The following is a 24014-nucleotide window of genomic DNA, read 5'->3' on the forward strand; positions in this document are numbered from 1 at the left end:
AATGCAAAGTTGCAAATAATGCCAATTTCCGCTAAAAACGCTAAACATCATCAATCTAGGTATGATTTACGCTCACAAACGCGGTTTCTGCAAAAAATCTTGAGTTTCGGTTTTTAGTACATTGGTGTCAATTGTAACAACTTTATAAATAAAAAAAGCGCCTGAGTTCTCCCAGACGCATAGCAGAAAATAAGCAAATTGTCAACTCTAACTTAACCGTTTAAAGCTTCAGCACCGCCGCAAACTTCCAGGATTTCCTGAGTAATTGCCGCTTGCCGCGCCTTGTTATAAGTCAGCGTCAAACTGCCGATCAAATCGCTAGCATTCTCACTAGCATTGTTCATCGCCGTCATCCGCGCCGCCAACTCGCTAGCCGCAGACTCTTGCAAAGCCCGCAGCAATTGGTTGTTCAAATACAACGGCAAAAGAGCATCCAAAATTTGCGCCGGATCTTGCTCGAAAATCATGTCCCGCGGCAAGCTCTTTGTCGGTTTAGAAACTTTCTCCCGCGATACTTGAAACTGTCCGCCTTTTGTTGTCAAGCGGAAGATTTCATCATCGGGAGTTTCCAAACCTTGGGGGTCGAGGGGTAACAAGGTTTGAATTACTGGACGCGAACTAATTAGTGACACAAACTTGGTGTAAATTAGCTCAACTCTGTCCACAGTTCCCGACAGGAACAAAGACAGCAATTCGTCAGCAATTAGCGCTGCTTCGGGTGCTGTTGGAATTTGTTCCAAGTTAGTGTAAGTAGCATCAATTGGCTGTTCGCGACGTTGGAAATACTGAGTAGCTTTGCGTCCTACCAACACGAATTTGTAGTTTAAGCCTTCAGCTTTGATTTCCTTGGCGCGATTTTCGGCGTATCTAATGATGTTGCCGTTGTAGCCACCGCACAAACCCCGATCGCCCGAAACGACCAAAAGTCCCACCGTTCTGACTTCGCGTTTTTTCAGCAGCGGCAAATCCTGGCTTTCAAACTTCAAGCGTTCTGCCAAACCGTACAATACTTCTGCCAAGCGATCGGCAAAAGGACGAGTAGCAGTCACCTGTTCTTGAGCGCGGCGCACCTTCGCAGCAGCCACCAAGCGCATTGCTTCTGTAATCTTTTTAGTGTTCTTGACCGACTTAATGCGATCGCGAATAGTTTTGAGATTTGCCATAACTTTCTCCTTTTTCCTTAGCTTTTATTTCTGAGTTCTTAGTTCCCAGCCATCAGTTTTTAAATTTAGCTGTGGTAGAGACACGGCATTTTCTATTGGTATCAATTTTAAGACTGAAACCATATGTCTCTCTCGTTTTTTTCAAAGTCTCGATCCCCCTAAATCCCCCTTAAGAAGGGGGACTTTGAATCCTTGCAGTCTCTCCATTAATAAGAAAGACTTTGAATACTCTTGTCCCCCCTTATTAGGCTACCGTGTACACACAAGTCGATTGGACTTCGTTTTAGGTTGGTTTACCCCCCCAACCCCCCCTTATAAAGGGGGGGCTTTTGCTCCCTCCCCTTTATAAGAGGAGGGCTGGGGTGGGGTAAAAAGACCACGCAGCAACTCAAATAACTTGTGTATACACCGTAGCCTTATTAGGGGGGACTTTAAATACTCTTGTCCCCCCCTTCTTAAGGGGGGCTAGGGGGGATCCGTGACTTAACTAAGTCTCGATTCCCCTAAATCTTCCTTAATAAAGGGAACTTTGAATGCTTCCAGTCTCTCCCTGATAGTCGGGAGAATTTGAATACTCTTGTCCCCCCCCTTTTTAAGGGGGGCTAGGGGGGATCGAAACTCAACTAATCACTAATCACTGATGACTAATGACTAATTACGCAGAAACCAAGAAAGTTTGCTTGTACTCTGTGATGCCTTCTTTCAGAAGTTTCTCAGCTTCATCAGTCAAAGCTTTACCGCCTTGAACGATTTCGCCGTACTTCGGCTTGCTAGTCCGCAAATAGTCGCGCAAACCAACAGTAAACTTGCTTACTTTGTCCACATCGATGTCATCCATGTAGCCGTTAATACCGGCATAGATTACAGCAACTTGTTCGTTCATTGGCAGAGGAGAACTTTGCGCTTGTTTCAACAGTTCGCGCAAGCGTTGACCGCGGGCCAATTGATTTTGAGTAGCTTTGTCCAAGTCAGAAGCGAACTGAGAAAATGCTGCCAATTCTTCAAACTGCGCCAATTCCAATTTCACCTTACCAGCTACTTTTTTCATTGCCTTAGTTTGAGCCGCCGAACCTACCCGCGATACCGAAATACCGGGGTTTACAGCCGGACGCAAACCAGAGTTGAACAAGTCAGAAGAAAGGAAGATTTGACCGTCGGTAATCGAAATTACGTTGGTAGGAATGTAGGCAGAAACGTCGCCAGCTTGGGTTTCAATGATTGGCAAAGCTGTCATGCTGCCTTCGCCCAAGTCGTCGCTCAATTTAGCAGCGCGTTCTAGCAAGCGAGAGTGCAGGTAGAAAACGTCTCCGGGATATGCTTCGCGACCGGGAGGACGGCGCAGCAACAAGGACATTTGGCGGTAGGCCTGTGCTTGCTTGGAAAGGTCATCGTAAATGACCAAGGTGTGCTTGCCTTTGTACATAAAATACTCGGCTAAGCTGGCGCCTGTGTAAGGTGCCAAATATTGTAGGGTTGCGGGGTCGCTAGCGTTGGCTGCTACGACGATTGTGTAGTCCATCGCGCCCTTTTCTTGCAGGACGTTGACGATGTTAGCTACGGTAGAAGCTTTTTGACCGATCGCCACATAAACGCAAATTACATCTTCCGATTTTTGGTTGATGATTGTGTCGATCGCGATCGCAGTTTTACCTGTTTGACGGTCTCCAATAATCAGTTCCCGCTGTCCTCTTCCCACAGGAATCATCGCATCAATAGCGGTAATCCCTGTTTGCATCGGTTCGTAAACAGAACGGCGAGAAACGATACCAGGTGCCGGAGATTCAATCAAACGAGACTCAGTAGTTTTAATATCGCCTTTGCCGTCGATCGGACGGGCTAAAGCATCAACTACGCGGCCCAACATTGCTTCACCAACGGGGACTTCTGCAATTCTCCCAGTAGCAGTAACTGCGGAACCTTCTTGAATGCCTAAGCCTTGGCCCATCAACACTGCACCGACGTTATCTTGTTCGAGGTTCAGTGCGATACCCACAGTGCCGTCAGCAAATTCTAGCAATTCGCCGGACATAGCCTTATCCAAGCCATAAATCCGGGCAATGCCGTCGCCTACTTGCAAAACAGTACCGACGTTAGAGACTTTTACATCTTGGTCGTACTGTTCAATTTGCTGGCGAATAATGCTGCTAATTTCGTCAGGTCTGATTGCTGCCATGTCAGTTATTATTTGTCAGTTGTCAGTTGTTCAGTCAGTCGATTTTAGATTTTAGATTTTAGATTTTAGATTTACTCGCAGATCCGTAAATCTGGGAGTTTGAACCTACTCTAAAATTTTTATCTTTCCACGACTTTAAGTCGAGTTATTCTACCCATTTTTGGGCGGGTGGAGCTTTTTGGCAAGAAAGAATTGAGATTTGGTAGTAAGTATTTGGGACTAACAACTCAAAAACAGAAATTAATGAATTTCTGCCTTTTGTTTCATTCTTCCCTCTTGCTTCTTCCTTCCTTCTTCCTTCTTCCTTCTTCCTTCTTCCTTCGTTTAAGAACTCAAGCGAATTCCGAGACGGCGCAATTGTCCCCGCAGGCTAGCATCAATTACTTGAGAGCCTACTTTAATTACCACACCGCCGATTAAATCTGCGTCTATTTTTGTTTCAATTTCTACACTGCGAGCGCTGGTCATTGCCTGGACTTTCTCGCGAACAGTTTGCTGTTGAGCGTCTGAAAGTGGGACTGCCGATGTAACTTCAGCCAATACTGTTTGGTTGAGTTCTCGGAGCTTTGCCAAGTATTGTTGGCCAATGCCTTCTAAAAAAAGAATTCTTCCTTTGTCTACTAAAAGCTTCAGAAAGTTGTGCATCAAGGGGTTCATTTCTTCACCCGCTATTTGCCCAATCACAGCTTTTTTTGCATCCGCTTTGATCAGCGGATTGGCTAAAAATTGACGTAATTCTTCCGAACCTTCTAGCAGGCTAAGCAAAGAACGAATGTCTTCGCCGAACTTTTCTGAGAGATTGCTGGACTGAGCCAGTGACATCAAGGCAGATGAGTAAGGCTGTAAGACTGCTGTGCTAACGATACTCACTTTTTAGCCTCCCAGTAACGCAATGCTGCGATCGATTAAGTGGTTTTGGGCGTTGTCGTCCAAGCGAGTTTTCAACTCACCTTCCACTTTTGCTAATGCCAAAGATACAACCGTCGATCTCAGTTGGGCGATCGCTCTTTCCCGCTCCGCTTCCAACTCTTGACCTGCTGTTGCTTTCATGCGTTCAACTTCCTGCGCCGCTTGAGCTAGAATTGCTTCTTTTGCTACGATCGCATTTGCTTCAGCAGCGGAGCGAATTCGTTCCGCTTCTGCTTGAGCCTGAGTCAATTTTTGCTGTTGTTCTGCTAAGGCTGCCGCTGCATCTTTTTGGCGAGTTTCTGCATCTTTAATCGCCTCTTCAATGGCGGAGCGTCTTTCGCCTAGGATATTTCCTAAAAAGCCGCGCCCGAAGTAAAACAGCAATCCAATAACAATGCTCAGGTTAATCAGGTTGGTTTCTAAAATATCGAAATTTAAACCGAAACCACCTTCTGTGCTAGCTTCTGTGGCTAGCAATAAAACAGTCCCCATGATTCTCTTCCATAATTGCGCGTGCAGGTTGGATGAACCGATTTAAGATTTGAGAATTCACCCAAAATCTCAAACTGTTCGATCGAGCTATTTGGCCAGTGCTGTGCCCAATAGCTTTTCAAGAATTTGTCGGCTCAGAGTATCTACCTCTAGTTCTAGCGAGCGCATTGCCTCTTGTTTTTGCTGCTCAATTTCTTGGCCTGCCTTTTCTCGCGAAACTTGAGCTTCTTTTTGAGCCTCAGCTACTTTTGCCGACGCGATTTTTTTGGCATCCGCTTGAGCCGTAGCAATTACTGCTTGAGACTGCTTGCGAGTTTCTCCCAGTTTTTGGTCGTATTCCTGCGCTAATTTCTGGGCTTTTGCCAAGCGTTCCTGAGCTGACACTTGAGTGGTACGAATGTATTCGTCCCGATCGTCCAGAACCTTAGTCAAGGGCTTATAGAAAACCGCATTGAGGAGTACCGTCAAAACTAGGAACTGCAATGCCATAAATGGCAAAGTTGCATCAAAATCAAACACTTTTAGTTCCTCCTTGTTTTTGGGGCGGAAAGACATCCGCCCCTTTTTTGCAATCCTTCAATATTAAGCGAAGGGATTAGCAAACAGTAGCACCAATGCAATAACCAGACCGTAGATGGTCAAGGATTCCATGAATGCTAAGCTCAGCAGGAGAGTGCCGCGAATTTTGCCTTCTGCTTCCGGCTGACGCGCAATACCTTCTACTGCTTGACCTGCGGCATTACCTTGACCGATACCAGGTCCAATCGCGCCTAAACCAATAGCTAGACCGGCGGCGATAACAGAAGCAGCAGCAATTGTCGGATTCATGATAAATTTCCTTAATCTTTGTGTACAGAGTTCAAGAGAGATGTTGGGTAATTAGTCATTAGTCATTAGTCATTAGACCGCTGACTTTTGACTGTTCGCTATTAGCCTTTACCCAATTTTAGAGAGTTAATCGTGATGTTCGTCGCCGTGTCCTTCCAATGCTTCGTGAATGTAAGCTCCTGCCAAGGTGGCAAATACCAAAGCTTGAATCGCACTGGTAAACAGACCCAACATCATTACGGGCAGAGGTACGAACAGGGGAACTAATAACACCAACACAGCTACCACTAATTCATCCGCTAAGATGTTACCAAATAAACGGAAGCTCAGGGAAAGAGGTTTGGTGAAATCTTCTAAAATCGCGATCGGTAACAAAATTGGGGTCGGTTCGATGTACTTACTAAAGTAACCCAAACCCCGCTTACTGAAACCTGCATAAAAATATGCCAAAGAAGTCAGCAATGCTAGTGCTACCGTCGTGTTGATGTCATTAGTCGGAGCAGCTAGTTCGCCCGCTGGCAACTTAATTAGCTTCCAAGGAACTAAAGCGCCCGACCAATTCGATACAAAAATAAACAGGAACAATGTGCCAATAAATGGCAGCCAAGGACGGTACTCTTTCTCGCCGAGTTGATTTCTAGCCAAGTCTCGAACGAATTCTAAGGCGTACTCCATGAAATTTTGCATTCCGCTCGGAATTCTCTGCACGTTGCGAGTTGCCGCGAGGGAAGCTATCAGGAGGAGAGCAATCACAATCCAGGAGGTAATAAATACCTGTCCGTGAACTTTGAGACTGCCTATGTGCCAGTAGAAATGCTTTCCTACTTCCAACTCAGCGAGGGGAAAAGCATTAAAGGCATTTAAGACATTTAGCATTTCCATTCACAAGAAGTTCACACAGTGGAGGGTTCACCGACTGCCTGACCCATTGGCAGGGTCGGTAACAAACAGGCTTTGCAGCATATAAAAGACGATCGCGCCCTTATACGTCAGAAATCCCAAAAATATGGGCAAAATCTGTAGCTCTTTCAACTGAGTTGATACTACAATCAACCCAATAAATACAGCTAACCTATTTTTGCTCAGACTCGTTTTTTGCGGGCCGATGCGTTCAACGTCTTTAGCCAACATTCTCAAGTAAACCACACCGGCGATCGCCCCAAGCATATAATTTAGGGCAATGTTGAGTGAATAAAAAATCCACACCGAGATAAAAATTATTCCCGTGAAAGCGAGAGTGACCACAAACAACTGTTGTTGAAGTTTGTAGAAATCTTGCATAGTGTCGGTGGACTCCGGTTCGGACGAACCTGTCTGAGAGATGTCCCCCGTTTCAGCGATGGATGCGCGAGATTGATCTGACAAGGTTACTTGACTTTTAAAGCAGTCGGTGTTAGTTGACTCCCACTACAATTAATTCGGTTGAAACCGTCTTGTAGCGACAAGTGTGACAAAAGCTACAGCTCGTACACTTCAGATCGAATAATACCACGCGCAGGTAACATAACTTAAAAAAAAATGAATTTTTTGATTGATTTCTGAGAAAGGTAGATTCGAGACCCAGCCTCACATGGGAGTTCTGCCGGACACAGTCGAGGGGTTGAAATCCCTCTCGGGTTCTTGGATTGTGCGATTGTTCCGAAGGCCGACAGGGAATTAATTCCCTGTCTCATAGCACAAGTCGGTTAAAAACCGACTGAAATCAGCAATCATTTTTAATTATTCGGCGACTGACAACTTTCGGTACGAGACAGCAGTTTAAACCCCTGTCGGACGATCGCGCTAATGATAAAAGTTAAAAGTCCCCATTCAAGGTGGTAAAGTTGGCCGCGCTTAAAGCAGCAGGTTGAATTCCGGCAACCAGCCCTAAAATTTGTCCGGTAGCAAGAATCCGAATCGCTGTATTGCTACCCGAAGCATCTAAGGCAATTCCTGTAAATGCAAGTCCGTTGGTAAGGGCGATCGCATCTTGACCCGCCGCGAAATCCACAATAACATCAGCTTCAGATACATTGGATGCTGCTGCATTCACGCGCAGTACAAACAAATCGTTTCCAGCTTCACCAGTCAGAGTGTCTCTACCTAAGTCACCTACCAGTTGGTCGTTACCTTCTCCTCCAACGAGTACATCGTTGTTTTGTCCGCCCCTGATGATGTCATCGCCCGAACCGCCAAAGAGCGTATCATTTCCGAGGTTTCCAGAGATAATGTCATTGCCAGAGTTGCCATCAATGCGATCGTTACCGCGGCCGCCCCAGAGCGTATCGTTGCCGTTGGCTCCTAGTATAGTATCGTCGCCGGCATTGCCATTTACCCGATCGGCAGATGGCGAGCCTTGGATAAAGTCGTTGCCATCTAAACCTTGAACCAAGAGATTGCCGACTCGAGCTGGATCGATCGTAAAGTTATCGGCATTGGCAGAAAGGTTGAAAAAGGAGCCATCGGGCCCAAAGGGGACAGGAGAAATGGTTGCAGGTGCGAAACCATATTGAAGATGATCGACTTCCCAGTTATTTTTACCGGGCATCGACAATCGAATCGATGATATCCCGTTTTGATTCACAACTCCAAAGAATCTATCTTCTGAGGTAGTACGCGAAATACTCTGATCGCCCAGCGAAAAGGGGCCGATAACCCCCAGAGATTCTCCCGATGGCCCAAACGCCTCAAATAACGTGTTATTTACCAAGTCGCCAGACAGGGGTGTGCCGCCACCATTCCTGCCAATATCCGTCCAAACGATTCCAGCATGGGTTGGTAATTGACCCCCAAGTGCATTAGCAGAAAATTTGAAGGTAAAGCTGCTAGTCTGGAAATTGGAGAATAAGCTCCTGCTGTTTCCTCTGGCTTGACCATCAATAACACCGTCATCGCCGTCCACCGAGTCGCTGAACGCAGTTGTAATATTTGTTGTGGCCAACTCAGGAACAGTAACGCCCGGTGTATTTAAAGCGCCGTCTTCAAAGTCTTCTAAATGAAAGTAAGTGAATCTTACTGGGCTAAACGGGCTGATGGCAGTTCCCGCTGATGGATTGTTGAAAGCTGAGTAGGGCAGTGGGCCAAAAAACTGAGGATTGTTAGACATGGTGTCTTGAAAGTAAATCGTACTTAAGAGTTATGTGGCCGCTGAAAATGACGGGATATGGTAAAGAAATCGCTCCTAACCAATAACCTACATTGAGCGATCGCTCGCGCTGGCTGCAAACTTTCTAACATACAATTATTGAATAATGCCAAACTCTTGAAGTGCCGGGAGAAAGTTTTTATTCTCGTGGCTCGATCGACTAAGTTTGATTAAAGCAAATCGCTCGATCGGCTGCAAAACGCTCCACTGAGGCTCGGTAACAGTCAATCCCAGCTCTTGCGCTTTTGCCGTGACGGATTCTGGTATTGTTTCAGCATCCATCCAGGGGGGATTTTGGTCGATCGCCAAATCGGTTCCACATTTTCCAGTATGTTGGATTAATATTTGGTTTAGCTGTTCTCGGTAATCTTGAATTTCTGGACTTGTCAAACAAGGAAGCTCTACAAGTGTTTGGCGTTCTGCTTGAGTAAAATGATTCCAATCTTGCAACTTGAGTTTAATGCCGCAAGTATCTAATTTGAGGCGTACTTGCATTGGGATGCAGCGGAGGGCTTCTACAAAATCGGCTTCAAATTTAAAGAATGTCATAGATATATGGATTTGCAAATTAGATTTTTTTTATTTACCGCAGAGGGCGCAGAGAGCGCAGAGTAAGAGAAGAGAGAGAAATCTATGCAGGTTTTTTGCTTAGGTGCATCTCATTTTTGCAAATATCTTCGTAGGGGCGAAGCATTTCGGCGGTCTATCTCTGGCGATAGCTAATAAATCGTCTGCCGAAATGCTTCGCCCTTCCCAAATTGAGATGCAGGTCTTTTGTTCTCTTTCAATCATGGCAGAAAATCGAGTCACCATCTATAATTAAGTGATATTACAAAGTATTGACATGAATCCCGTAGACTACCTTCGGATTAGTTTGATAGACCGCTGCAATTTCCGCTGTCTCTACTGTATGCCGGAAGGTAGCGACTTGGACTATGTTTTGCAGCAGCAGTTGTTGACTCACTCGGAATTGCTAACTTTGCTGCGGGAGGTTTTCATACCTGTGGGATTTACTAAGTTTCGGTTGACTGGTGGGGAACCGCTGTTGCGCCCTGGGGTTGTTGAGTTGGTTGGGGCGATCGCATCTTTGCCGGAAACACGAGATTTGTCAATGACTACTAATGGCTTTTTGCTGGCGGGAATGGCCGAAAATCTCTACAGTGCTGGTTTGCGCCGGATTAATATTAGTTTGGATTCCCTGGAACCGGAGACTTTTGATAAGATAATTGGTAGTCGCGGGCGATCGCGCTGGATGCAGGTTTGGCAGGGTATTCAAGCGGCTTATCAAGTTGGATTCGATCCGCTGAAATTGAATGTGGTGGTGATTCCCGGTGTTAACGACGGCGAAATATTGGATTTGGCAGAATTGACTGTTAACCGGAATTGGCACGTGCGTTTTATTGAGTTTATGCCGATCGGGAATGGCGACTTATTTGGCGATAAAGGTTGGGTTGCTTCGGCGGATTTGCGGCAACAAATTAACGAAAAATACGGGTTAGCCGAGTCTGGAATTCGCGGAAACGGGCCGGCGGATGTGTTTCAAATTCCGGGGGCGAAGGGTACTTTAGGGTTTATCAGTCAGATGTCTGAGTGTTTTTGCGATCGGTGCAATCGGATGCGTTTGTCTGCTGACGGGTGGCTGCGGCCTTGTCTGCTGAACGAAACGGGGCAAATTGACTTGAAAACTGCTTTGCGGAATGGGGTGTCTACGGTTGAATTGCGCGATCGAGTGCGGCAGATATTGGAGATTAAACCGGAGATTAATTTCAAGCAGCGAGATTCGGGAACTACTCAAGGAAACTACAGCCGCACCATGTCTCAAATCGGCGGCTGAACTAACCGACATAGAGCGCTGAAGAAATAAAATACTTAAGGCAATACTTGAGTATAATTGTTGCAGTATTCGATTCTCAACAAACTCGATGACCATCAAGCCGATTCGGTGGGTTGGCCCTGCCCGCGAAGAAATCCAATCTCTTCCTGAAGAGGCCCGAAAAGAAGCCGGTTTTTCACTTTGGACTCTCCAGCAGGGCATACAACCACCAGACTTTAAACCGATGTCGATCGTAGGTAAAGGCGTTGAAGAAATTCGGATTCGGACAGAAAATGCCTATCGGGTTTTCTATATTGCTAGATTTGAAGAAGCTATTTATGTGCTCCATGCCTTCCAAAAGAAAACTCAGAAAACAGCCAAGAAAAATATCGAAGTTGGGCAGAAACGCTACCAAGATTTGTTACAAAATCGTTTAAACTCAAGAGAACCGGAACAATGAGCGAAAATACTATTACCCAAGCAGCCGATAATATCTTTCTAGACCTCGGATTCTCATCTGAAGAAGCTAATAACTTACGAATCCGATCGCAACTAATGCTTGCCCTGATCCATCAGATTAAAGAGCGCGGTTGGACTCTCGATCAAACGGCTCAACATCTCCAACAGTCCCACGATCGAATCAAAGCTCTAACTGAAGGTAAAATAGGGCTGTTTTCCGTTGACAGTCTGATTGCAATGCTCAATAAAGTAGGCATGACTGTCAAAGTCGAAATTATCCCCAAGGTAGCTTAGGTGAAAATTATGCAATTTGGCGCATTCTACAACTGAAACTCTCCTCTCAAGACTTGTTGAGCCGTCAAGTTCAACTCAAGGAAATTACAGCCGCACCATGTCTCAAATCGGTGGGTGAACTAACCGAAATCGATAATTTATTTGGTACACTTAAGACATCATTCAATTTTGTAAGTCAGATGAACACCATCTCGATCGCCATTTCAGACCTGCTGATGCTGAAGCTACAAAAAGTTGCTGCTGAGATGAATGTATCGATCGAAGAATTAATCTTGATGAATATTGAAAGCTCGATCGCGCAACGAGAAAATCCCGCAGCAAATGCTGAAATCTCCATCGAGGTAATTGACAAATTTTATACTCTTGCTACGGAATGGCAGAGTGAAGTTGCCGGAATGTCTTCGACAGCTCAAATGTCTCAGCATCCTGCATATCAGGAAATTATTAATATGGGTTCTCAAGTCGTACCGCTATTGCTATCGGAACTGAAAAAAAATCCCCTTTACTGGTTAGCTGCATTGAATGCAATTACAGGTGAAAATCCCATCAAACCAGAACAAAGGGGAAGGGTAAAACAGATGGCCTCAGCTTGGATAGAGTGGGGTAAAGATCGAGGCTACGCGATTGAATAGAATGTATAGAAGACCAGAACTTGAAATTAAATGGCCGAACTTGTCTCGCACTGATTATCGAGTGACTAGCCAAAAGTCACAGGAATATAACTGCTTTGCGTGGGCTGCTGGTGAAGAAGATCGATGGTGGCAACCGATGCCTGGAGAGCAATTCTATTGGCCAGAAGGCGTGCCGCAAGAGGAAACTTTAGACGCATATATTCAGGCTTATCAAACGCTGGGATATGAGCTTTGCAATGGTGATATATTAGAAGCTGGATATCATAAAATAGCAATATATGTTGATTCTAGCGGTATCCCAACTCATGCAGCCAGACAGTTACCTAATGGTAATTGGACAAGTAAACTTGGATGGTTAGAAGATGTTGAACACGAATTAGATGGATTGACAGGCGACAGGTACGGAGTTGTCGGTCAAATTCTTAAACGTGCGATAAATTAGGGAAAGGCAATTATAGCCGCACAATATCTCAAATTGGTGGCTAAAACTCTCCTCCCAAAACTTGTCCAGCCGTCAAGTTCAACTGAGGAAAAGCCGGCGATATCAGCGCTTGTTCCCCTTGAAAAACCCCAACTTCGACATACTCACCTGATTCTAGTCGCAGTACCGCTACTATCTCCTCTTGAGGGTCAACAATCCAATATTCAGGGATGCCCCGCGCCGCATATTGGGCTCGTTTACTAATGTAATCGCGATCGCGCCCAATTCTCCCTGGACTAACAACCTCAACCACCAACTGAGGAGGCGGCATATCAAGGGTGATAGTTAGCCTGGAGGCTGTCAGCAAGATGTGTTCGGGGCGCAAAACCACTAAATCTGGGTAGCGGTTAGCTGCGTCGCCCTCCCGCAGGATCGGAACTTGGATTTCGCACATATGTGTTCTGATCAGCCTCAGTGGGATGAACCCGCTACTAGCCAGAGTGAATAGTAGATAGTTAGCAATGAAATTGTTGGGTTCGGATTCGGGCGGCAATGTTATTAACTCTCCGTCAATTAATTCGTAGCGGTTGTCGGTGTCGTCCTCGTAGGTGAGGTATTCTTCAAAGGTGAGTTTTTGTTTGTGGGCTTGTATCATCTTTTACCTTCCAGGATTGCTATTGTGATTAAAATTTTTACACATCCGAGGGAAGTGGCTGCCGCAGTGATTCTAGTTGAATTAACAAGCTGGGCAGCACTGTTGCAATTATTTGATTATCCTGCTGCTGTAGCCGCTACTGGCGCACATCTGCCTAATTTTTCCCAATCGGGTGTCACAGGCTGATAAGCGCAATAACATACAACAATTCGCTGGTTGGTATCAAAGGATGAGAATTGGTTGATACCGGTGACAACCCAGTCGCCATCACGTCCATGAGTAATGCCACTGCTGGTTTCTGGTTCCATTTGAGCATACTCGCGGATGCGATCGCCCACTTCGGGCAAAACCCCAGAACTGTCCCACTCTTCATGTAGGATATCTGTCAAAGAACTTCCCGGCATCAACTGACGGTTTTCCCATCCAGTCGCGTCCATAGACTCAGATTTGTAAACAATCCAGGTTTCATTTGTCATTGTCGGTTTCTCCTTGTGAATTTTCGGGAGGTGCAAATGATGTCTGCTGACCGTAGAAGACGCAATCTACTTTAAGAATACTGTCTGGAGTCTTCCTGATTGTCTTAAGTTGCCAACCGTATCGTCGCTCCATATCGCGACATTTTTGAGGGCTGGTGGCTGAATGGATGTTTTCTTCCATCGTATGAACTCCTTAAGTTGATAAATCCTCAGTCTTTGCTACTTTGCCCCGCTTGGGATTTGATTTTGGTGGGGTTTCGCTTTTAGATGAGCTGGGATTACTGATTTTTGGCGTGTTTTCCACAAGCCAGTTTTCTACGAGTTCCAATAAAACCTGGTTCATAGAAGCATTGTTGTAAGCACAAACCCATCTGAAGCGCGATCGCAAATCGTCATCACAGTAAAAACAAAGCTTTACTGGCTTCTCCTTGTCGCTATCTTTCATAACCTGTATTAATAGTGGCACTGCTTCTAGAGTGACACTAATGCAGACTTTGTTCTATGACGACTTAGTGTAAATGACTATTTAACGTTATTAGCACTATAGCGCTATGATAACAGACATAGCCAAGAAACTGCAACCCCGCTTAAACGCTTATGGAAGTTAGGTCTGAGAGGTTTTCGTCCAACAGTCGTTTCACAGGGATGCCACCAATAATTTTTTTTCACGATCCGCTGCAAAAGCAAGACAGGCTTTGATGTCTGCCGAATTTAGTAGGGTTTTCCACAAATCAGACTCCAAAATTGGCGGCAGTCCGATCGACACGGGGCGATCGACTAGCTGGCACGGTCGGATGGTTTAGCGGTGGCACTGTCGGTCTAGTGCGGTCGGTCGGACGGTCTAGCGGTAGGAGAGGCTGGCACTGTCACAGGTCTTTATTTAAAGAGTTGATGTTTAAGTATTTTCTCGGTAGACACTGAATTGAAAAAAGGTTAAATATGTAATAGGACTTACTTGTAATCCCTTTCTTTTGGAGAAATGATAAATGTCTAATCATAAAGATGACTCTGAAGATAAAACAGAGGTAGTAGGGTATGTAGCTGGTGGTGCTGCGGCTGGAGCAACCGTAGCTGGTGCAGTAGGTGGGATGGGTTTAGCAGTTGGCGGAACGGCTGTTGCAATTGGTGCAGCACCCGTTGTTGCTGCTGGTGCTGTTGTCGGTTTAGCAGTATACGGACTCAAGAAAGCGTTTTTCAATTAAACGAAATTTTATTTTTCACTTTACTGGGGTAAGTTATGTTGCTTGCCCTATTTTTAATCAGTATTTAGATAAAGGTATAGCGGTTGGATCTGTCGGAGCGGTGGCGGTCTAGCTTTTTTGCGTCACACACTCACCTGATAACCCACAGCTTAAAAAAAAAACTGGTGATGCTTGCACCCTTGTTACACAGAGAGCGGTGACAGCGCGGTGAGTGCGGTCGGAGTGCGGTTGAAGCGGTTAGGGTCTGGCACTGTTGGAGTCTTGCTGGTTTAAGCAGATTTAAGGAGGTGTTTTATGTGAATACTTTATGTGTTATGATAACTGTTCTTTAATTTTGTAAGCAACTAAAATGTTGAGTGATATGTAATGGAAATAGATAATAGAATCAGTAAAAACGAACTCAGAAAAGTATTGTCTGAATTTAAAATGTATGCTGACCGTCTTATGCCAACGAGATTTGATGAAAATATAGTAAATATTAAAACATTCGTAAACTTCATCAATCATAACTCTGTTATTAGTTTGTTTCTCGAAAATAAACGTATAGAATCTAAAATACAAATCAATTCTATTAATTTATCGTATTCAGGTAATTTAACACATCTATATATTGAATACCCTAATGATGAGATAACAATCATTCATCAATTCCTTCAATATGGTGTAGAAAAATTTTCTGGTAAATACATGAGTTATGGGAGTTTAGCTGCTAAAGCAGGCTTTAGTAATAAGGTAGACTGTACTATTTATGATGATATAGATAAATCAGAGCAATTTTATTTTCGTATACTTAAGCCATTTGTTTGTCATATTGAACTTTATTTAAACAAGTTATTAATTGATTGGGGTGACGATGAAAATCTTAAGTCAATTATTAACTTGTACGGTGATAATTATGGAGATAATTTGGGAGCTAACATGAACAATCCAATAAACAACAATCAAAGTCATTCTTCCATAGGTGTTGGATTCAATAACGCAGACATCCACACTGAAAAATTAGCAGGAACTATCAACGAGGCGCAGAAACAAAATTTAGCCGAGGCAGCCGCAGAGATTCAACAATTGTTGGAAGAATTGTCTCAGACTTATCCTACCTCTACAACAAAACAAAAGATGGATGTAGCAGGAATAGCTATCGACCGCATAGAGAGCGATCCAATTTGGAAGCGGCGAGCTATCAACGCTGTCAAACAAGGGGGTTTAGCTGGTTTTGAAAAACTCATTGATAATCCGATAGGTGCTATTGTTGTCGGAGGTATTAAAGGCTGGCAGGAAACTGAAGTTCAGTAAAAACATTGGTTGAGAAATAGGGTGATTGTACCTTAAGCACTGCCACCGCTGCCTAAATTGCACCCTAACCGTGTTTTGTACGACTGCTACGGTCGCAGCGGTGAGAGTACGGTGTAACACAGAAAACCCGCCAGAGTATGACTCTAGCGGGTTTTATGGTGGACTCTTTACATAAACTGTTGGCATAGGTTAAAATTTATATGTCTAAAAAACCATGCTGAGCTGAAAAAAATATATGTCAGTATTATTGTTTTTAATTACATTTATAGTAGGTTTAGTAGTAACTGCTGTTATTAATAGATTAATGGCGTTATTTTATTGTTTCATGTTTCTTGGTTTGGGAATATTTCTTTTAATATCTTATAGAGCTGCTTTATCACCTGTTATAGAGTTTATATTTTTTATGATATTCGGTCTAATCGGTATATTCTCTGCTATCATATTTTTCTGTTTTTTTGTTGTTGTAATTTCAGCATATATAGAGCGTTTCATAGCCTATTTAAAAAATAAAAAATGGTGATTGATGATTATTTTTATTATGTAGCTGCAAGGGTTACAATGCTTAGGCTGGGAAATGTATGTTTCCCCGCCTAGCTTGTTTTTACAGTATTTTGACGCTCTATCTCAGGATATACCATTATCCTGATTTAGTAAAATAACGTGCCTGATATTTGTCTTATTAACTGGTTCCCAGGCTCTAGCCTGGGAACCGAGATCCAGAGGCTCTGCCTCGCTAACGGATAAAAACAAAAACAGGAGGCAGATGCTCATGGAATGTGTTCCCAGACTCTAGCCTGGGAACGAGCAAACACCTACGCTTTGCGCTTCCGACGGCGAATCAGCACACTCATTACTTGCTTCGGATTAGCTGCACGTTGTAGCTGACTCCAATCGCCCACTTCGGCAAATCCCAGTCGGTACAAGGTGAGTATAGTTTCCCTGACAGCCTGGGGCGAACCTGTGACTGTTACACACACCACATCCTGTTCGGATGCTGCTGAGTCGTCATTTGGACAATCGGATTCGTTATCGTCAGGCAAGAATTCCTGTGACATAATTATGTTCTCCTGGTTTTGGGTTTTCTAGAAAAACCCAAAAACCCAGCCGCCCCGCATTTCAAGACATAGCAGGGCGGCTACAGAGAGTGTTAAGATACTCCGTTAGCCTCCAGACTGCTGATACCAGTTTGGCGGTTAGCTGTCCATTGCTGCTCGCAACAGCTTTGGGCAGTGCAACTAGATTTTTGGGCGACGCGGGCTACTTCCTCTACAAGCAAAGCAACCTCTAATTTCAAAGCGTAGCCGCAGACGGGGGCCTGTGTCAATCCATTTGGGATTTGGGATTTGGGAAAGGTGCGTCAGCTTTGAGATTGCTTCACTACGTTCGCAATGACAGAAAATCCTAGTACGTGCATCCAGGATTAACTGGTTCCCAGGCTGGAGCCCATTCGTGACAACTTAACGTCAAACCCAATCACAGACTGCTGTTTGAGTATTAAGCTCAGATCCCCCCTAGCCCCCCTTAAGAAGGGGGGGACAAGAGTCTTCTCAAAGTCCCCCTTCTTAAGGGGGATTTAGGGGGATCTAGACTTAGCTAAATGCGAGATTTATCAATGGTTTCAGTCTTAAGTTGTCACCAATGGGCTGGAGCCTGCGAACGAGCAATCGCCTACTTCCTAGGCTTTGCGCTAGAGTTATCATATGACAATCAATTTAAAAAGTGCGATCGACCCCGCTATCATCAACCCAAAAACTTGCACTCAAGGATAACTATGCTGCACAATCTTCAGCAATCTCACCAACAAGAGATACAGACGATTACTCAAGTTTTGGCAAAAATCACCAGCCGCACGGCGGATCAGATTAAACCATTACTAGATGCGATGCTCAAACAGCTAATTGAACCTCAACAACGTCCATTTTATGAAACAGCTACCCCAACAGAATGGTCGATCGCATTTCAAGAATGGGTTGACAGTCATCGTACCCTAAATCTCCCCACTCTTTCGGATGAAGCTATTAGCAGAGAGAGCATTTATGGAGACCGAGGTTAAATGCCGTTTCTCATACATACAAACATACTGCTGCGTAGCATCGATACAGCACACCCAATGAATCCTGATGCTGTCAATGCCGTGATTACTCTGCGCGATCGCGGGGAACAACTTTATATCGTACCCCAAAAATTGATCGAGTTTTGGAACGTTTGCACGCGCCCGATCGAGAGAAATGGATTAGGGCGTACTGCCATAGAAGCAGAGGCAGAAATTAATCGCTTAAAACAGCTTTTTCCTCTGTTGTTGGATACCGAAGCAATTTATCAAGAATGGGAGCGACTGGTGATAACGTATAAGGTTATAGGTGTTAACGTTCATGATGCGCGGCTAGTTGCTGCTATGCTAGTTCATGGTTTAACTCATATCCTAACTTTTAATATTGCTGATTTCGCTCGTTATTCACAAATTACGGCTGTTAATCCTCCAACTGTAAAGCCTTGATTAATTAACTGGTTCCACATCTGGCGGCAGCGGTGACAGCAGTAATTCTAACTGGCTTAGCAAACCGGGCAGCACTGTGACAATGATATTCCAGATAGTGTCTGGCTCCACGCGATCGTACCGATGAGCAATCAGATTCCGCAAGTTAATAATATTGCGCCAATCAATATCACCATTAGCTTGACGGAATTCATCCGAAATTCTCCTAGCAGCCTCGCCGAGAATTTCAAACTCTCTTTCAACAGCCCGCTGCACCATCCTATTTACTTGGTATTCTGCACAGGACAAGCTAGCAGTAAACTCCATTATTTGCTTAATTGCTTCTATCATATCCCAGAGGGCAGCCTGATTTCTATTGTCTGCTTGCATAGTTAGATTGGCTGGTTTAATTGAAAAGTATAAACTGGAAATAGTGCGATTTTTAGAGTAGATGATGTGACAAGTTGCCAGGATTTCAGCTCTACTAAAAGGGTTATTTATCTGTTGTTTTTGAGTTAAATCTATGTCGCGCCCCAACATATCTTCTAACTGTTCTTGCATTTGGAGAAAGTCGAAAAGATTCCAAGAAGTATTGAGGGCAAAGCTTGCTAGAATGTCTATATCACTGTCGGGACGAAAATCCTCTCGCAGGATTGAACCGAATAATGCTAATTCAATAATATTCCAGCGCTGGCAAAAGTCGGCTATCTGTGATGGCGATGCCTGAAGACGTTCTTTGACTGCGGTTGGAAATTGAAAAGTCATTCGATTTTGGATTTTGGATTTTACCGGGAGTCAGTAACTGAAACTTGCAAGGTGCGTCAGTTCGTATATTCTCGATTTTAGCAAAAATAATCCTAACTGACGCACCCTACCACTCTTCAGTCGGCGGAGGCCGACTTTGTTTGTGTAGAAGCGGTTTCAACCGCCGAATTATCTTGGTGTCAGCAATATGAGTTGTTTTGATAAGATCGATCGCACTTCGTCCAATCCCACCTCAACATCCACCAAAATCTCTCCCACAGTCTTCCCATCACCTTGTAGGGGCGGTGCCGCCGTGCCCGCCCCTGGGGGGGGTGCACAACCTTGCAGAAACTCAAACTCAGCACTTGACAAATTCACCAATTGGTAGTTGCAATCAAACACTTGTTGACTCGGCCAACCGTGCATACAAACACTCAACTCTGGAATTGCCGCCAAAAGTGCTTTATCGTCCGACCAATCAATCTTATTAACAGGCTTTTTGCCCAAGAAAAACTCGTAATGAGTGATTTCCGTATCCAACAATTCAATTAATCGATAAAGCTCCCGTTCCGTCAAACCCTGAGCTTTTTCCATCAACTCCGGTGCTTTCCCCAAAAGTCTTTCTAATTGCCAATATCCCGGATTAGAGAAACCGATAAATTCCAATCCCGAAGCATCAATTAACTCGAACAATGTGTCGATATTGTAGTCAACTTCCTGCGGGTGAACGTACATATCCGCAAAACATTCGTCTCGCTGATTTTCTCCGGCCCAACGCTGTTTTTCGTACTTGACAAGGCGGTTGTTTTCTGGTAAAGAAGCAAAGATTTCACGACCGACTTTGACACCATCGGGATAGTCGCCTTTTTGAGTTCCTTGCAAAAGTCCGATCGCCCTTTGCATCAATTGAATTTCCCAGCGGCCCAATTCAGCATAAACAAAAATGTGCATCAAACCGCCCGGAGCCAACTTCGCAGCCAGTGCTTGAATGCCGCGAATCGGATCGGGCAAATGGTGCAACACGCCGACGCAGTTGATCAAATCGAACTCGCCGTCTAACTCGGCAGCATCGTACAAGCTGAGGTGACGAAAATCGGCTTCGCGCGCGCCCGTTAGCGAAGCCCTCGAAGAGGATCGCCGACAGCGTTCTTGTGCTACCTTCAAAGCACCGGAACTAAGGTCGATCGCCGTTACCGATGCTTCAGGATTGAGGTGAATCAGATAATCGGTACTCGAACCCGTGCCACAGCCAGCATCCAAAATGCGAATATCGAGTTTTGGCGGCTTTTGGCCGGTGCAAAAATTGTAAGCATCCGGCCAACTCCAGCGCCAGTTGTACCCGGGTGGCGGTTCGTCCGACAAAGGATCGGGCGGAAAAGGGAAAGTATCGTAAAGTCGGCGAACGGCGGCACTGATATCGGGTGAAGTTTCCATAGGTTAGGGAATTCTTTTGAGTCTTGAGTTGGGCTCAGGGATGGGGATTGGACTGACAACTGACCGCTGACAAGTGACAACTGACCACTGACAGCGCTAGCGTAATAAAACTTATCATTTTTTCTCATATAAGCTCTCTTAAATCTATACAATAAATCTCGGCAGGCTTTTTAACAAACGAGGACTGTCAATCACCCAATGCTGAGCTTTCGGGTAAGGCAGCGGCGTCTTTCGGCAGAAAGTAAAAGGCAAGAGAAAAAGGCAGAAGGAAATTTTGGATTTTCTTTTTCCTGAATTGAGGGCACTTGCTGCGATCGTCGCAGGAGTCAGCTATCCTGCCAAGTATTTTTTCCAGGAATGTACGGGCGAAGCAAGCGCGCAGGGAGTGCCCCGTCGGTGTCTTCGGGTCGGACATTTCCCGGCAGGACGAAAGATGAAACCAAAACATTTTAATCTAAGAAAGTAAGCGCCCCAACCTCGTGACAGGTGAAGGCAAAAAGTAAACAAAGCAAAAATACCTAATTTTACCTGCATCAGAAGGCAAGGTTAGTCTGGGTAAATGCTGCAACGATTTAGATAGGGAGCGAAGGAGTCTAATGACTGTAAAAGCAAGTGGTGGAAGCTCAGTTGCGCGTCCGCAACTATATCAAACTGTACCAGTCGCAACGATTTCGCAAGCTGAACAGCAAGACCGCTTCCTACAGCGGGGCGAACTCAGCGAACTGGCAAGTTATTTCAGTTCCGGTGGTCTTCGGATCGCGATTTCTGAGACGCTGACCAGAAACTCGGAACTCATAGTATCCCGCGCAGCCAACCGGATTTTTGTCGGCGGTTCCCCGCTGGCATTTTTGGAAAGACCAGCAGAACCTGTGATGGCTATGGCTGGCGCTACTCGCGGCGGCGGTTCGGTAAATGTCTCTGAAGGCATGAAACTGGGAACTGTTACTTATGTTGAAGGTCGCGCAGGCGGCGGCGGCGGCAGCAAAGGCTCAGGTAGCGGCGGATTCTTGGGCTTGGGAAATCTGTTTTCTACTAACGGCGGCGGCGGTGGCCCAATCCCAGCAGGATTCCAGCCGATTAATGTCTCGCGCTACGGCCCGAGCAACATGACCAAATCTCTGCGCGACTTGAGCTGGTTTTTGCGCTACATTACCTACGCGATCGTTGCTGGCGACCCGAACATTATTTCGGTGAATGTCCGCGGATTGCGGGAAATTATCGAAAATGCTTGCTCGTCGGCGGCGACAATTGTGGCAATGCAGGAAATGAAGGCTGCATCCTTGAACTATTTCAAGAATGATGAGGCAGCACGCACGATCGTCGCACAGTATTTTGATGTAGCAATTACCGAATTCAAAGCTCCCACACCTTCACCGAAGGTGCGTCAGCGCGAAACCAATGACCAGCAAGGGCTGCAACTGCCTCAAATCTACTTCAACGCAGCGGAAAATCGGGCGAAATTCGTCATGAAGACCGGTCTGTCGTCGGCTGAAAAGATTGAAGTAATCAAAGCAGCTTACCGCCAAGTTTTTGAGCGCGACATTACCCGCGCCTACAGCCAAAGCATTTCTGACCTGGAATCCAAGGTCAAAAACGGCGAAATCTCGATGAAAGAGTTTATCCGCCGTTTGGGTAAATCTCCTCTGTACCGCCAGCAATTCTACGAACCGTTTGTTAACAGCCGCGCTGTAGAACTCGCCGCCCGTCACTTCCTCGGCCGCGGTTTGAGCTCGCGCGAGGAATTCAGCAAGTATTTTGCGATCGTCACGAAAGGCGGCCTGGCAGCCCTCGTAGACGCGATGGTTTATTCTCAGGAATATTCCGACTACTTCGGCGAAGAAACTGTGCCTTACCTGCGCGGTTTGGGCCAGGAAGCTCAGGAATGTCGCAACTGGGGCCCGCAAATTGATTTGTTCAATTTCAGCGCTCCTTTCCGCAAGGTTCCTCAGTTCATCACCTTGTTCGCAGGCTACACTCAGCCTCTACCAGATCAGCACGTTTACGGTATTGGTAACGATCCGCTGGAAATTCAGTTCGGGGCGATTTTCCCCAAAGAAACTCGCAACCCTAGGAACCGTCCAGCTCCCTTTGGCAAAGACACTCGCCGGATCTTGATCCGTCAAGGTGCGGGGATTGACAATCAATTGAGTAACCCAGCGGCTCGCGGTGCGGCTCCTGGTTCTCTGGGCCCCAAGGTCTTTAAACTAGACCAGTTACCCAGCAACTATGTAGCTTCCAAGAAAACTGCCCGCGGCGCCTCCAGCAGCTACAGCAATGCTTCCAGTGTCAAATATACCGAAAGTTCCACCCAAGCGGTGATTCGGGCTGCTTATCTGCAAGTGTTCGGTCGCGATGTGTTCGACGGCCAGCGCCAAAAGGTGGCGGAAATTAAGCTGGAAAACGGCGACATTCCGATGCGCGAGTTTATTCGGATGTTGGCGAAATCCGATGTGTTCCGCAATATGTACTGGAGCAAGCTTTACGTTTGTAAGGCGATCGAGTATATTCACCGCCGACTCCTGGGCCGCCCTACCTACGGCCGTCAGGAAATGAATGCTTACTTTGACATTTGCGCTAAGAAGGGTTTCTACGCGCTGGTCGATAGCATCATGGACAGCATGGAGTACAACGAAGCTTTCGGGGAAGATACAGTCCCCTACGAGCGCTATGTGACTCCGGCTGGTTTGTCGATGCGGACGATGCGATCGGGTTCCTTTGGCGAGAAAAAGGTCAACGCCGATCCGACTCCTGAAACTCCTCGGTTTGTTGAATTGGGCACTGCGCTCGATCGGGGCGATACTGAGTTGCAAAATCGGATTGCTCAAGGTGTGAGCAAGCGTCGCGAACAAACTAAGGTGTTCAAGCTGACGACTACTTCGGACAAGGTTGCTTTGAAAACTTTAATTCAAGCTGCTTACCGTCAAGTTTTTGAACGCGATTTGAATCCCTACGTTGTGAAGAATGAATTCACGGCGCTGGAAAGCAAACTTGGCAACAATGAAATCAATCTCAAGGAGTTCATTGAAGGTTTGGGTTGCTCGCCGCTGTACGTCAAACAATTCTACGCACCTTATCCAAATACTAAGGTGATTGAGTTGGGTACGAAGCACTTCTTGGGCCGTGCTCCTCTGAATCAAGCGGAGATTCGGACTTATAACCAAATCTTGGCAAGTAAAGGGATTAAGGGCTTTATCAATGCGATGTTGAATAGCGTTGAATATGCTGAGGCTTTTGGTGAGGATGTTGTTCCTTATCGTCGCTTCCCGACTCTACCTGCTGCGAATTTCCCGAATACTGAAAGACTGTACAACCAGTTGACTAAGCAGAATGGTGAGATTGTGGTTCCGAGTTTTGAGCCTGCGGCTGCTACTGACAGAAGTTAATCACAAACTACAAGAAAGTTGATTTTGTAGGTTGACAAAAATC

The 24014-nt window shown here is 45.5% G+C and carries 29 protein-coding genes; 11 read left to right on the forward strand and 18 right to left on the reverse strand.

The window, feature by feature from the left end:
* Positions 1–212 precede the first annotated feature (212 nt).
* The 10 genes from QZ918_RS03995 to QZ918_RS04040 form a co-directional block, all read right to left on the reverse strand.
* Positions 213–1163 carry a F0F1 ATP synthase subunit gamma gene (locus QZ918_RS03995; RefSeq protein WP_293331342.1) on the reverse strand — a complete coding sequence of 317 codons (951 nt, stop codon included), beginning with the start codon at positions 1161–1163 and terminating at the stop codon, positions 213–215.
* A gap of 655 nt (positions 1164–1818) precedes the next feature.
* Positions 1819–3336 (reverse strand): F0F1 ATP synthase subunit alpha, encoded by a 1518-nt coding sequence (gene atpA / locus QZ918_RS04000; RefSeq protein ID WP_293154898.1) that lies wholly within the window; start codon positions 3334–3336, stop codon positions 1819–1821.
* Between the two features lie 324 nt (positions 3337–3660).
* Positions 3661–4206 (reverse strand): ATP synthase F1 subunit delta, encoded by a 546-nt coding sequence (gene atpH / locus QZ918_RS04005; protein WP_293154901.1) that lies wholly within the window; start codon positions 4204–4206, stop codon positions 3661–3663.
* 3 nt (positions 4207–4209) lie between these two features.
* Positions 4210–4737: a F0F1 ATP synthase subunit B gene (locus QZ918_RS04010; RefSeq protein WP_293180389.1), complete on the reverse strand. Its 528-nt coding sequence runs from the start codon at positions 4735–4737 to the stop codon at positions 4210–4212.
* An 87-nt stretch (positions 4738–4824) separates the two neighbouring features.
* Positions 4825–5292, reverse strand: a complete 468-nt coding sequence (locus tag QZ918_RS04015) for a F0F1 ATP synthase subunit B' (protein ID WP_293331345.1) — start codon at positions 5290–5292, stop codon at positions 4825–4827.
* Positions 5293–5319: 27 nt separating this feature from the next.
* A complete protein-coding gene (atpE, locus tag QZ918_RS04020) occupies positions 5320–5565 on the reverse strand; it encodes an ATP synthase F0 subunit C (RefSeq protein WP_193972048.1) in 246 nt (81 codons plus the stop codon).
* A 126-nt stretch (positions 5566–5691) separates the two neighbouring features.
* The gene (gene atpB / locus QZ918_RS04025; RefSeq protein ID WP_293154916.1) at positions 5692–6447 is read right to left on the reverse strand and encodes a F0F1 ATP synthase subunit A; all 756 of its coding nucleotides are present in this window, start codon (positions 6445–6447) and stop codon (positions 5692–5694) included.
* Between the two features lie 27 nt (positions 6448–6474).
* Positions 6475–6846 carry an ATP synthase subunit I gene (locus QZ918_RS04030; protein ID WP_293180536.1) on the reverse strand — a complete coding sequence of 124 codons (372 nt, stop codon included), beginning with the start codon at positions 6844–6846 and terminating at the stop codon, positions 6475–6477.
* 514 nt (positions 6847–7360) lie between these two features.
* Positions 7361–8650: a calcium-binding protein gene (locus tag QZ918_RS04035; RefSeq protein WP_293331348.1), complete on the reverse strand. Its 1290-nt coding sequence runs from the start codon at positions 8648–8650 to the stop codon at positions 7361–7363.
* Positions 8651–8785: 135 nt separating this feature from the next.
* Positions 8786–9238, reverse strand: a complete 453-nt coding sequence (locus QZ918_RS04040; RefSeq protein ID WP_293331351.1) for a nitrate reductase associated protein — start codon at positions 9236–9238, stop codon at positions 8786–8788.
* A gap of 295 nt (positions 9239–9533) precedes the next feature.
* Here QZ918_RS04040 and moaA point away from each other — a divergent pair, with 295 nt between their 5' ends.
* The 5 genes from moaA (at position 9534) to QZ918_RS04065 (ending at position 12329) form a co-directional block, all read left to right on the forward strand.
* Positions 9534–10523, forward strand: a complete 990-nt coding sequence (gene moaA, locus QZ918_RS04045) for a GTP 3',8-cyclase MoaA (protein ID WP_293331470.1) — start codon at positions 9534–9536, stop codon at positions 10521–10523.
* Positions 10524–10611: 88 nt separating this feature from the next.
* Positions 10612–10962, forward strand: coding sequence for a type II toxin-antitoxin system RelE/ParE family toxin (locus QZ918_RS04050; RefSeq protein ID WP_293154928.1), 351 nt, complete (start codon positions 10612–10614; stop codon positions 10960–10962).
* Positions 10959–11255: a helix-turn-helix domain-containing protein gene (locus tag QZ918_RS04055; protein WP_293331354.1), complete on the forward strand. Its 297-nt coding sequence runs from the start codon at positions 10959–10961 to the stop codon at positions 11253–11255. The genes QZ918_RS04050 and QZ918_RS04055 overlap by 4 nt, the downstream gene beginning before the upstream one ends.
* 56 nt (positions 11256–11311) lie before the next feature.
* Positions 11312–11887 carry a hypothetical protein gene (locus tag QZ918_RS04060; RefSeq protein ID WP_293331357.1) on the forward strand — a complete coding sequence of 192 codons (576 nt, stop codon included), beginning with the start codon at positions 11312–11314 and terminating at the stop codon, positions 11885–11887.
* A 1-nt stretch (position 11888) separates the two neighbouring features.
* The gene (locus QZ918_RS04065; protein ID WP_293331360.1) at positions 11889–12329 is read left to right on the forward strand and encodes a DUF7689 domain-containing protein; all 441 of its coding nucleotides are present in this window, start codon (positions 11889–11891) and stop codon (positions 12327–12329) included.
* 40 nt (positions 12330–12369) lie between these two features.
* On the opposite strand, the gene QZ918_RS04070 is transcribed toward QZ918_RS04065, so the two are convergent.
* From QZ918_RS04070 to QZ918_RS04085, 4 genes are all read right to left on the reverse strand, one after another.
* The gene (locus QZ918_RS04070; protein ID WP_293331363.1) at positions 12370–12963 is read right to left on the reverse strand and encodes a Uma2 family endonuclease; all 594 of its coding nucleotides are present in this window, start codon (positions 12961–12963) and stop codon (positions 12370–12372) included.
* 116 nt (positions 12964–13079) lie between these two features.
* The gene (locus QZ918_RS04075; protein WP_293331366.1) at positions 13080–13439 is read right to left on the reverse strand and encodes a hypothetical protein; all 360 of its coding nucleotides are present in this window, start codon (positions 13437–13439) and stop codon (positions 13080–13082) included.
* Positions 13429–13620, reverse strand: a complete 192-nt coding sequence (locus QZ918_RS04080; protein ID WP_293331369.1) for a hypothetical protein — start codon at positions 13618–13620, stop codon at positions 13429–13431. Before QZ918_RS04080 ends, QZ918_RS04075 begins: the two co-directional genes overlap by 11 nt.
* Positions 13621–13632: 12 nt before the next feature.
* Positions 13633–13884 (reverse strand): plasmid partition protein ParG, encoded by a 252-nt coding sequence (locus QZ918_RS04085; RefSeq protein ID WP_293331372.1) that lies wholly within the window; start codon positions 13882–13884, stop codon positions 13633–13635.
* Positions 13885–14425: 541 nt separating this feature from the next.
* On the opposite strand from QZ918_RS04085, the gene QZ918_RS04090 reads away from it, so the two are divergent.
* The 3 genes from QZ918_RS04090 to QZ918_RS04100 all read left to right on the forward strand — a co-directional run bounded on the left by QZ918_RS04090 (position 14426) and on the right by QZ918_RS04100 (position 16454).
* Entirely contained in the window at positions 14426–14641 is a 216-nt protein-coding gene (locus tag QZ918_RS04090; protein WP_293331375.1) for a hypothetical protein, read from the forward strand.
* A gap of 366 nt (positions 14642–15007) precedes the next feature.
* Positions 15008–15934 (forward strand): hypothetical protein, encoded by a 927-nt coding sequence (locus tag QZ918_RS04095; protein ID WP_293331378.1) that lies wholly within the window; start codon positions 15008–15010, stop codon positions 15932–15934.
* A gap of 235 nt (positions 15935–16169) precedes the next feature.
* A complete protein-coding gene (locus tag QZ918_RS04100; protein ID WP_293331381.1) occupies positions 16170–16454 on the forward strand; it encodes a hypothetical protein in 285 nt (94 codons plus the stop codon).
* A 292-nt stretch (positions 16455–16746) separates the two neighbouring features.
* Here QZ918_RS04100 and QZ918_RS04105 read toward each other — a convergent pair whose 3' ends face one another.
* Complete coding sequence (locus QZ918_RS04105) at positions 16747–16989, reverse strand: hypothetical protein (protein WP_293331384.1); 243 nt, start codon at positions 16987–16989, stop codon at positions 16747–16749.
* Positions 16990–17081: 92 nt separating this feature from the next.
* The gene (locus tag QZ918_RS04110; RefSeq protein WP_293331387.1) at positions 17082–17258 is read right to left on the reverse strand and encodes a hypothetical protein; all 177 of its coding nucleotides are present in this window, start codon (positions 17256–17258) and stop codon (positions 17082–17084) included.
* 288 nt (positions 17259–17546) lie between these two features.
* Between QZ918_RS04110 and QZ918_RS04115 the strand changes: the two genes are divergently transcribed.
* Complete coding sequence (locus tag QZ918_RS04115; protein WP_293331390.1) at positions 17547–17987, forward strand: hypothetical protein; 441 nt, start codon at positions 17547–17549, stop codon at positions 17985–17987.
* Complete coding sequence (locus QZ918_RS04120; protein ID WP_293331392.1) at positions 17988–18431, forward strand: type II toxin-antitoxin system VapC family toxin; 444 nt, start codon at positions 17988–17990, stop codon at positions 18429–18431.
* Here the strand turns inward: QZ918_RS04120 and QZ918_RS04125 are convergent, their stop codons facing one another.
* Entirely contained in the window at positions 18432–19175 is a 744-nt protein-coding gene (locus tag QZ918_RS04125) for a HepT-like ribonuclease domain-containing protein (RefSeq protein WP_293331394.1), read from the reverse strand.
* Positions 19176–19343: 168 nt separating this feature from the next.
* Positions 19344–20588 carry a class I SAM-dependent methyltransferase gene (locus tag QZ918_RS04130; protein ID WP_293331397.1) on the reverse strand — a complete coding sequence of 415 codons (1245 nt, stop codon included), beginning with the start codon at positions 20586–20588 and terminating at the stop codon, positions 19344–19346.
* Between the two features lie 596 nt (positions 20589–21184).
* On the opposite strand from QZ918_RS04130, the gene QZ918_RS04135 reads away from it, so the two are divergent.
* Positions 21185–23971, forward strand: a complete 2787-nt coding sequence (locus QZ918_RS04135; RefSeq protein WP_293331400.1) for a phycobilisome rod-core linker polypeptide — start codon at positions 21185–21187, stop codon at positions 23969–23971.
* The last annotated feature ends 43 nt before the right edge of the window (positions 23972–24014 follow it).

It is taken from the genome of Microcoleus sp. CAWBG58, assembly GCF_020883045.1.
GTDB lineage: Bacteria > Cyanobacteriota > Cyanobacteriia > Cyanobacteriales > Microcoleaceae > Microcoleus.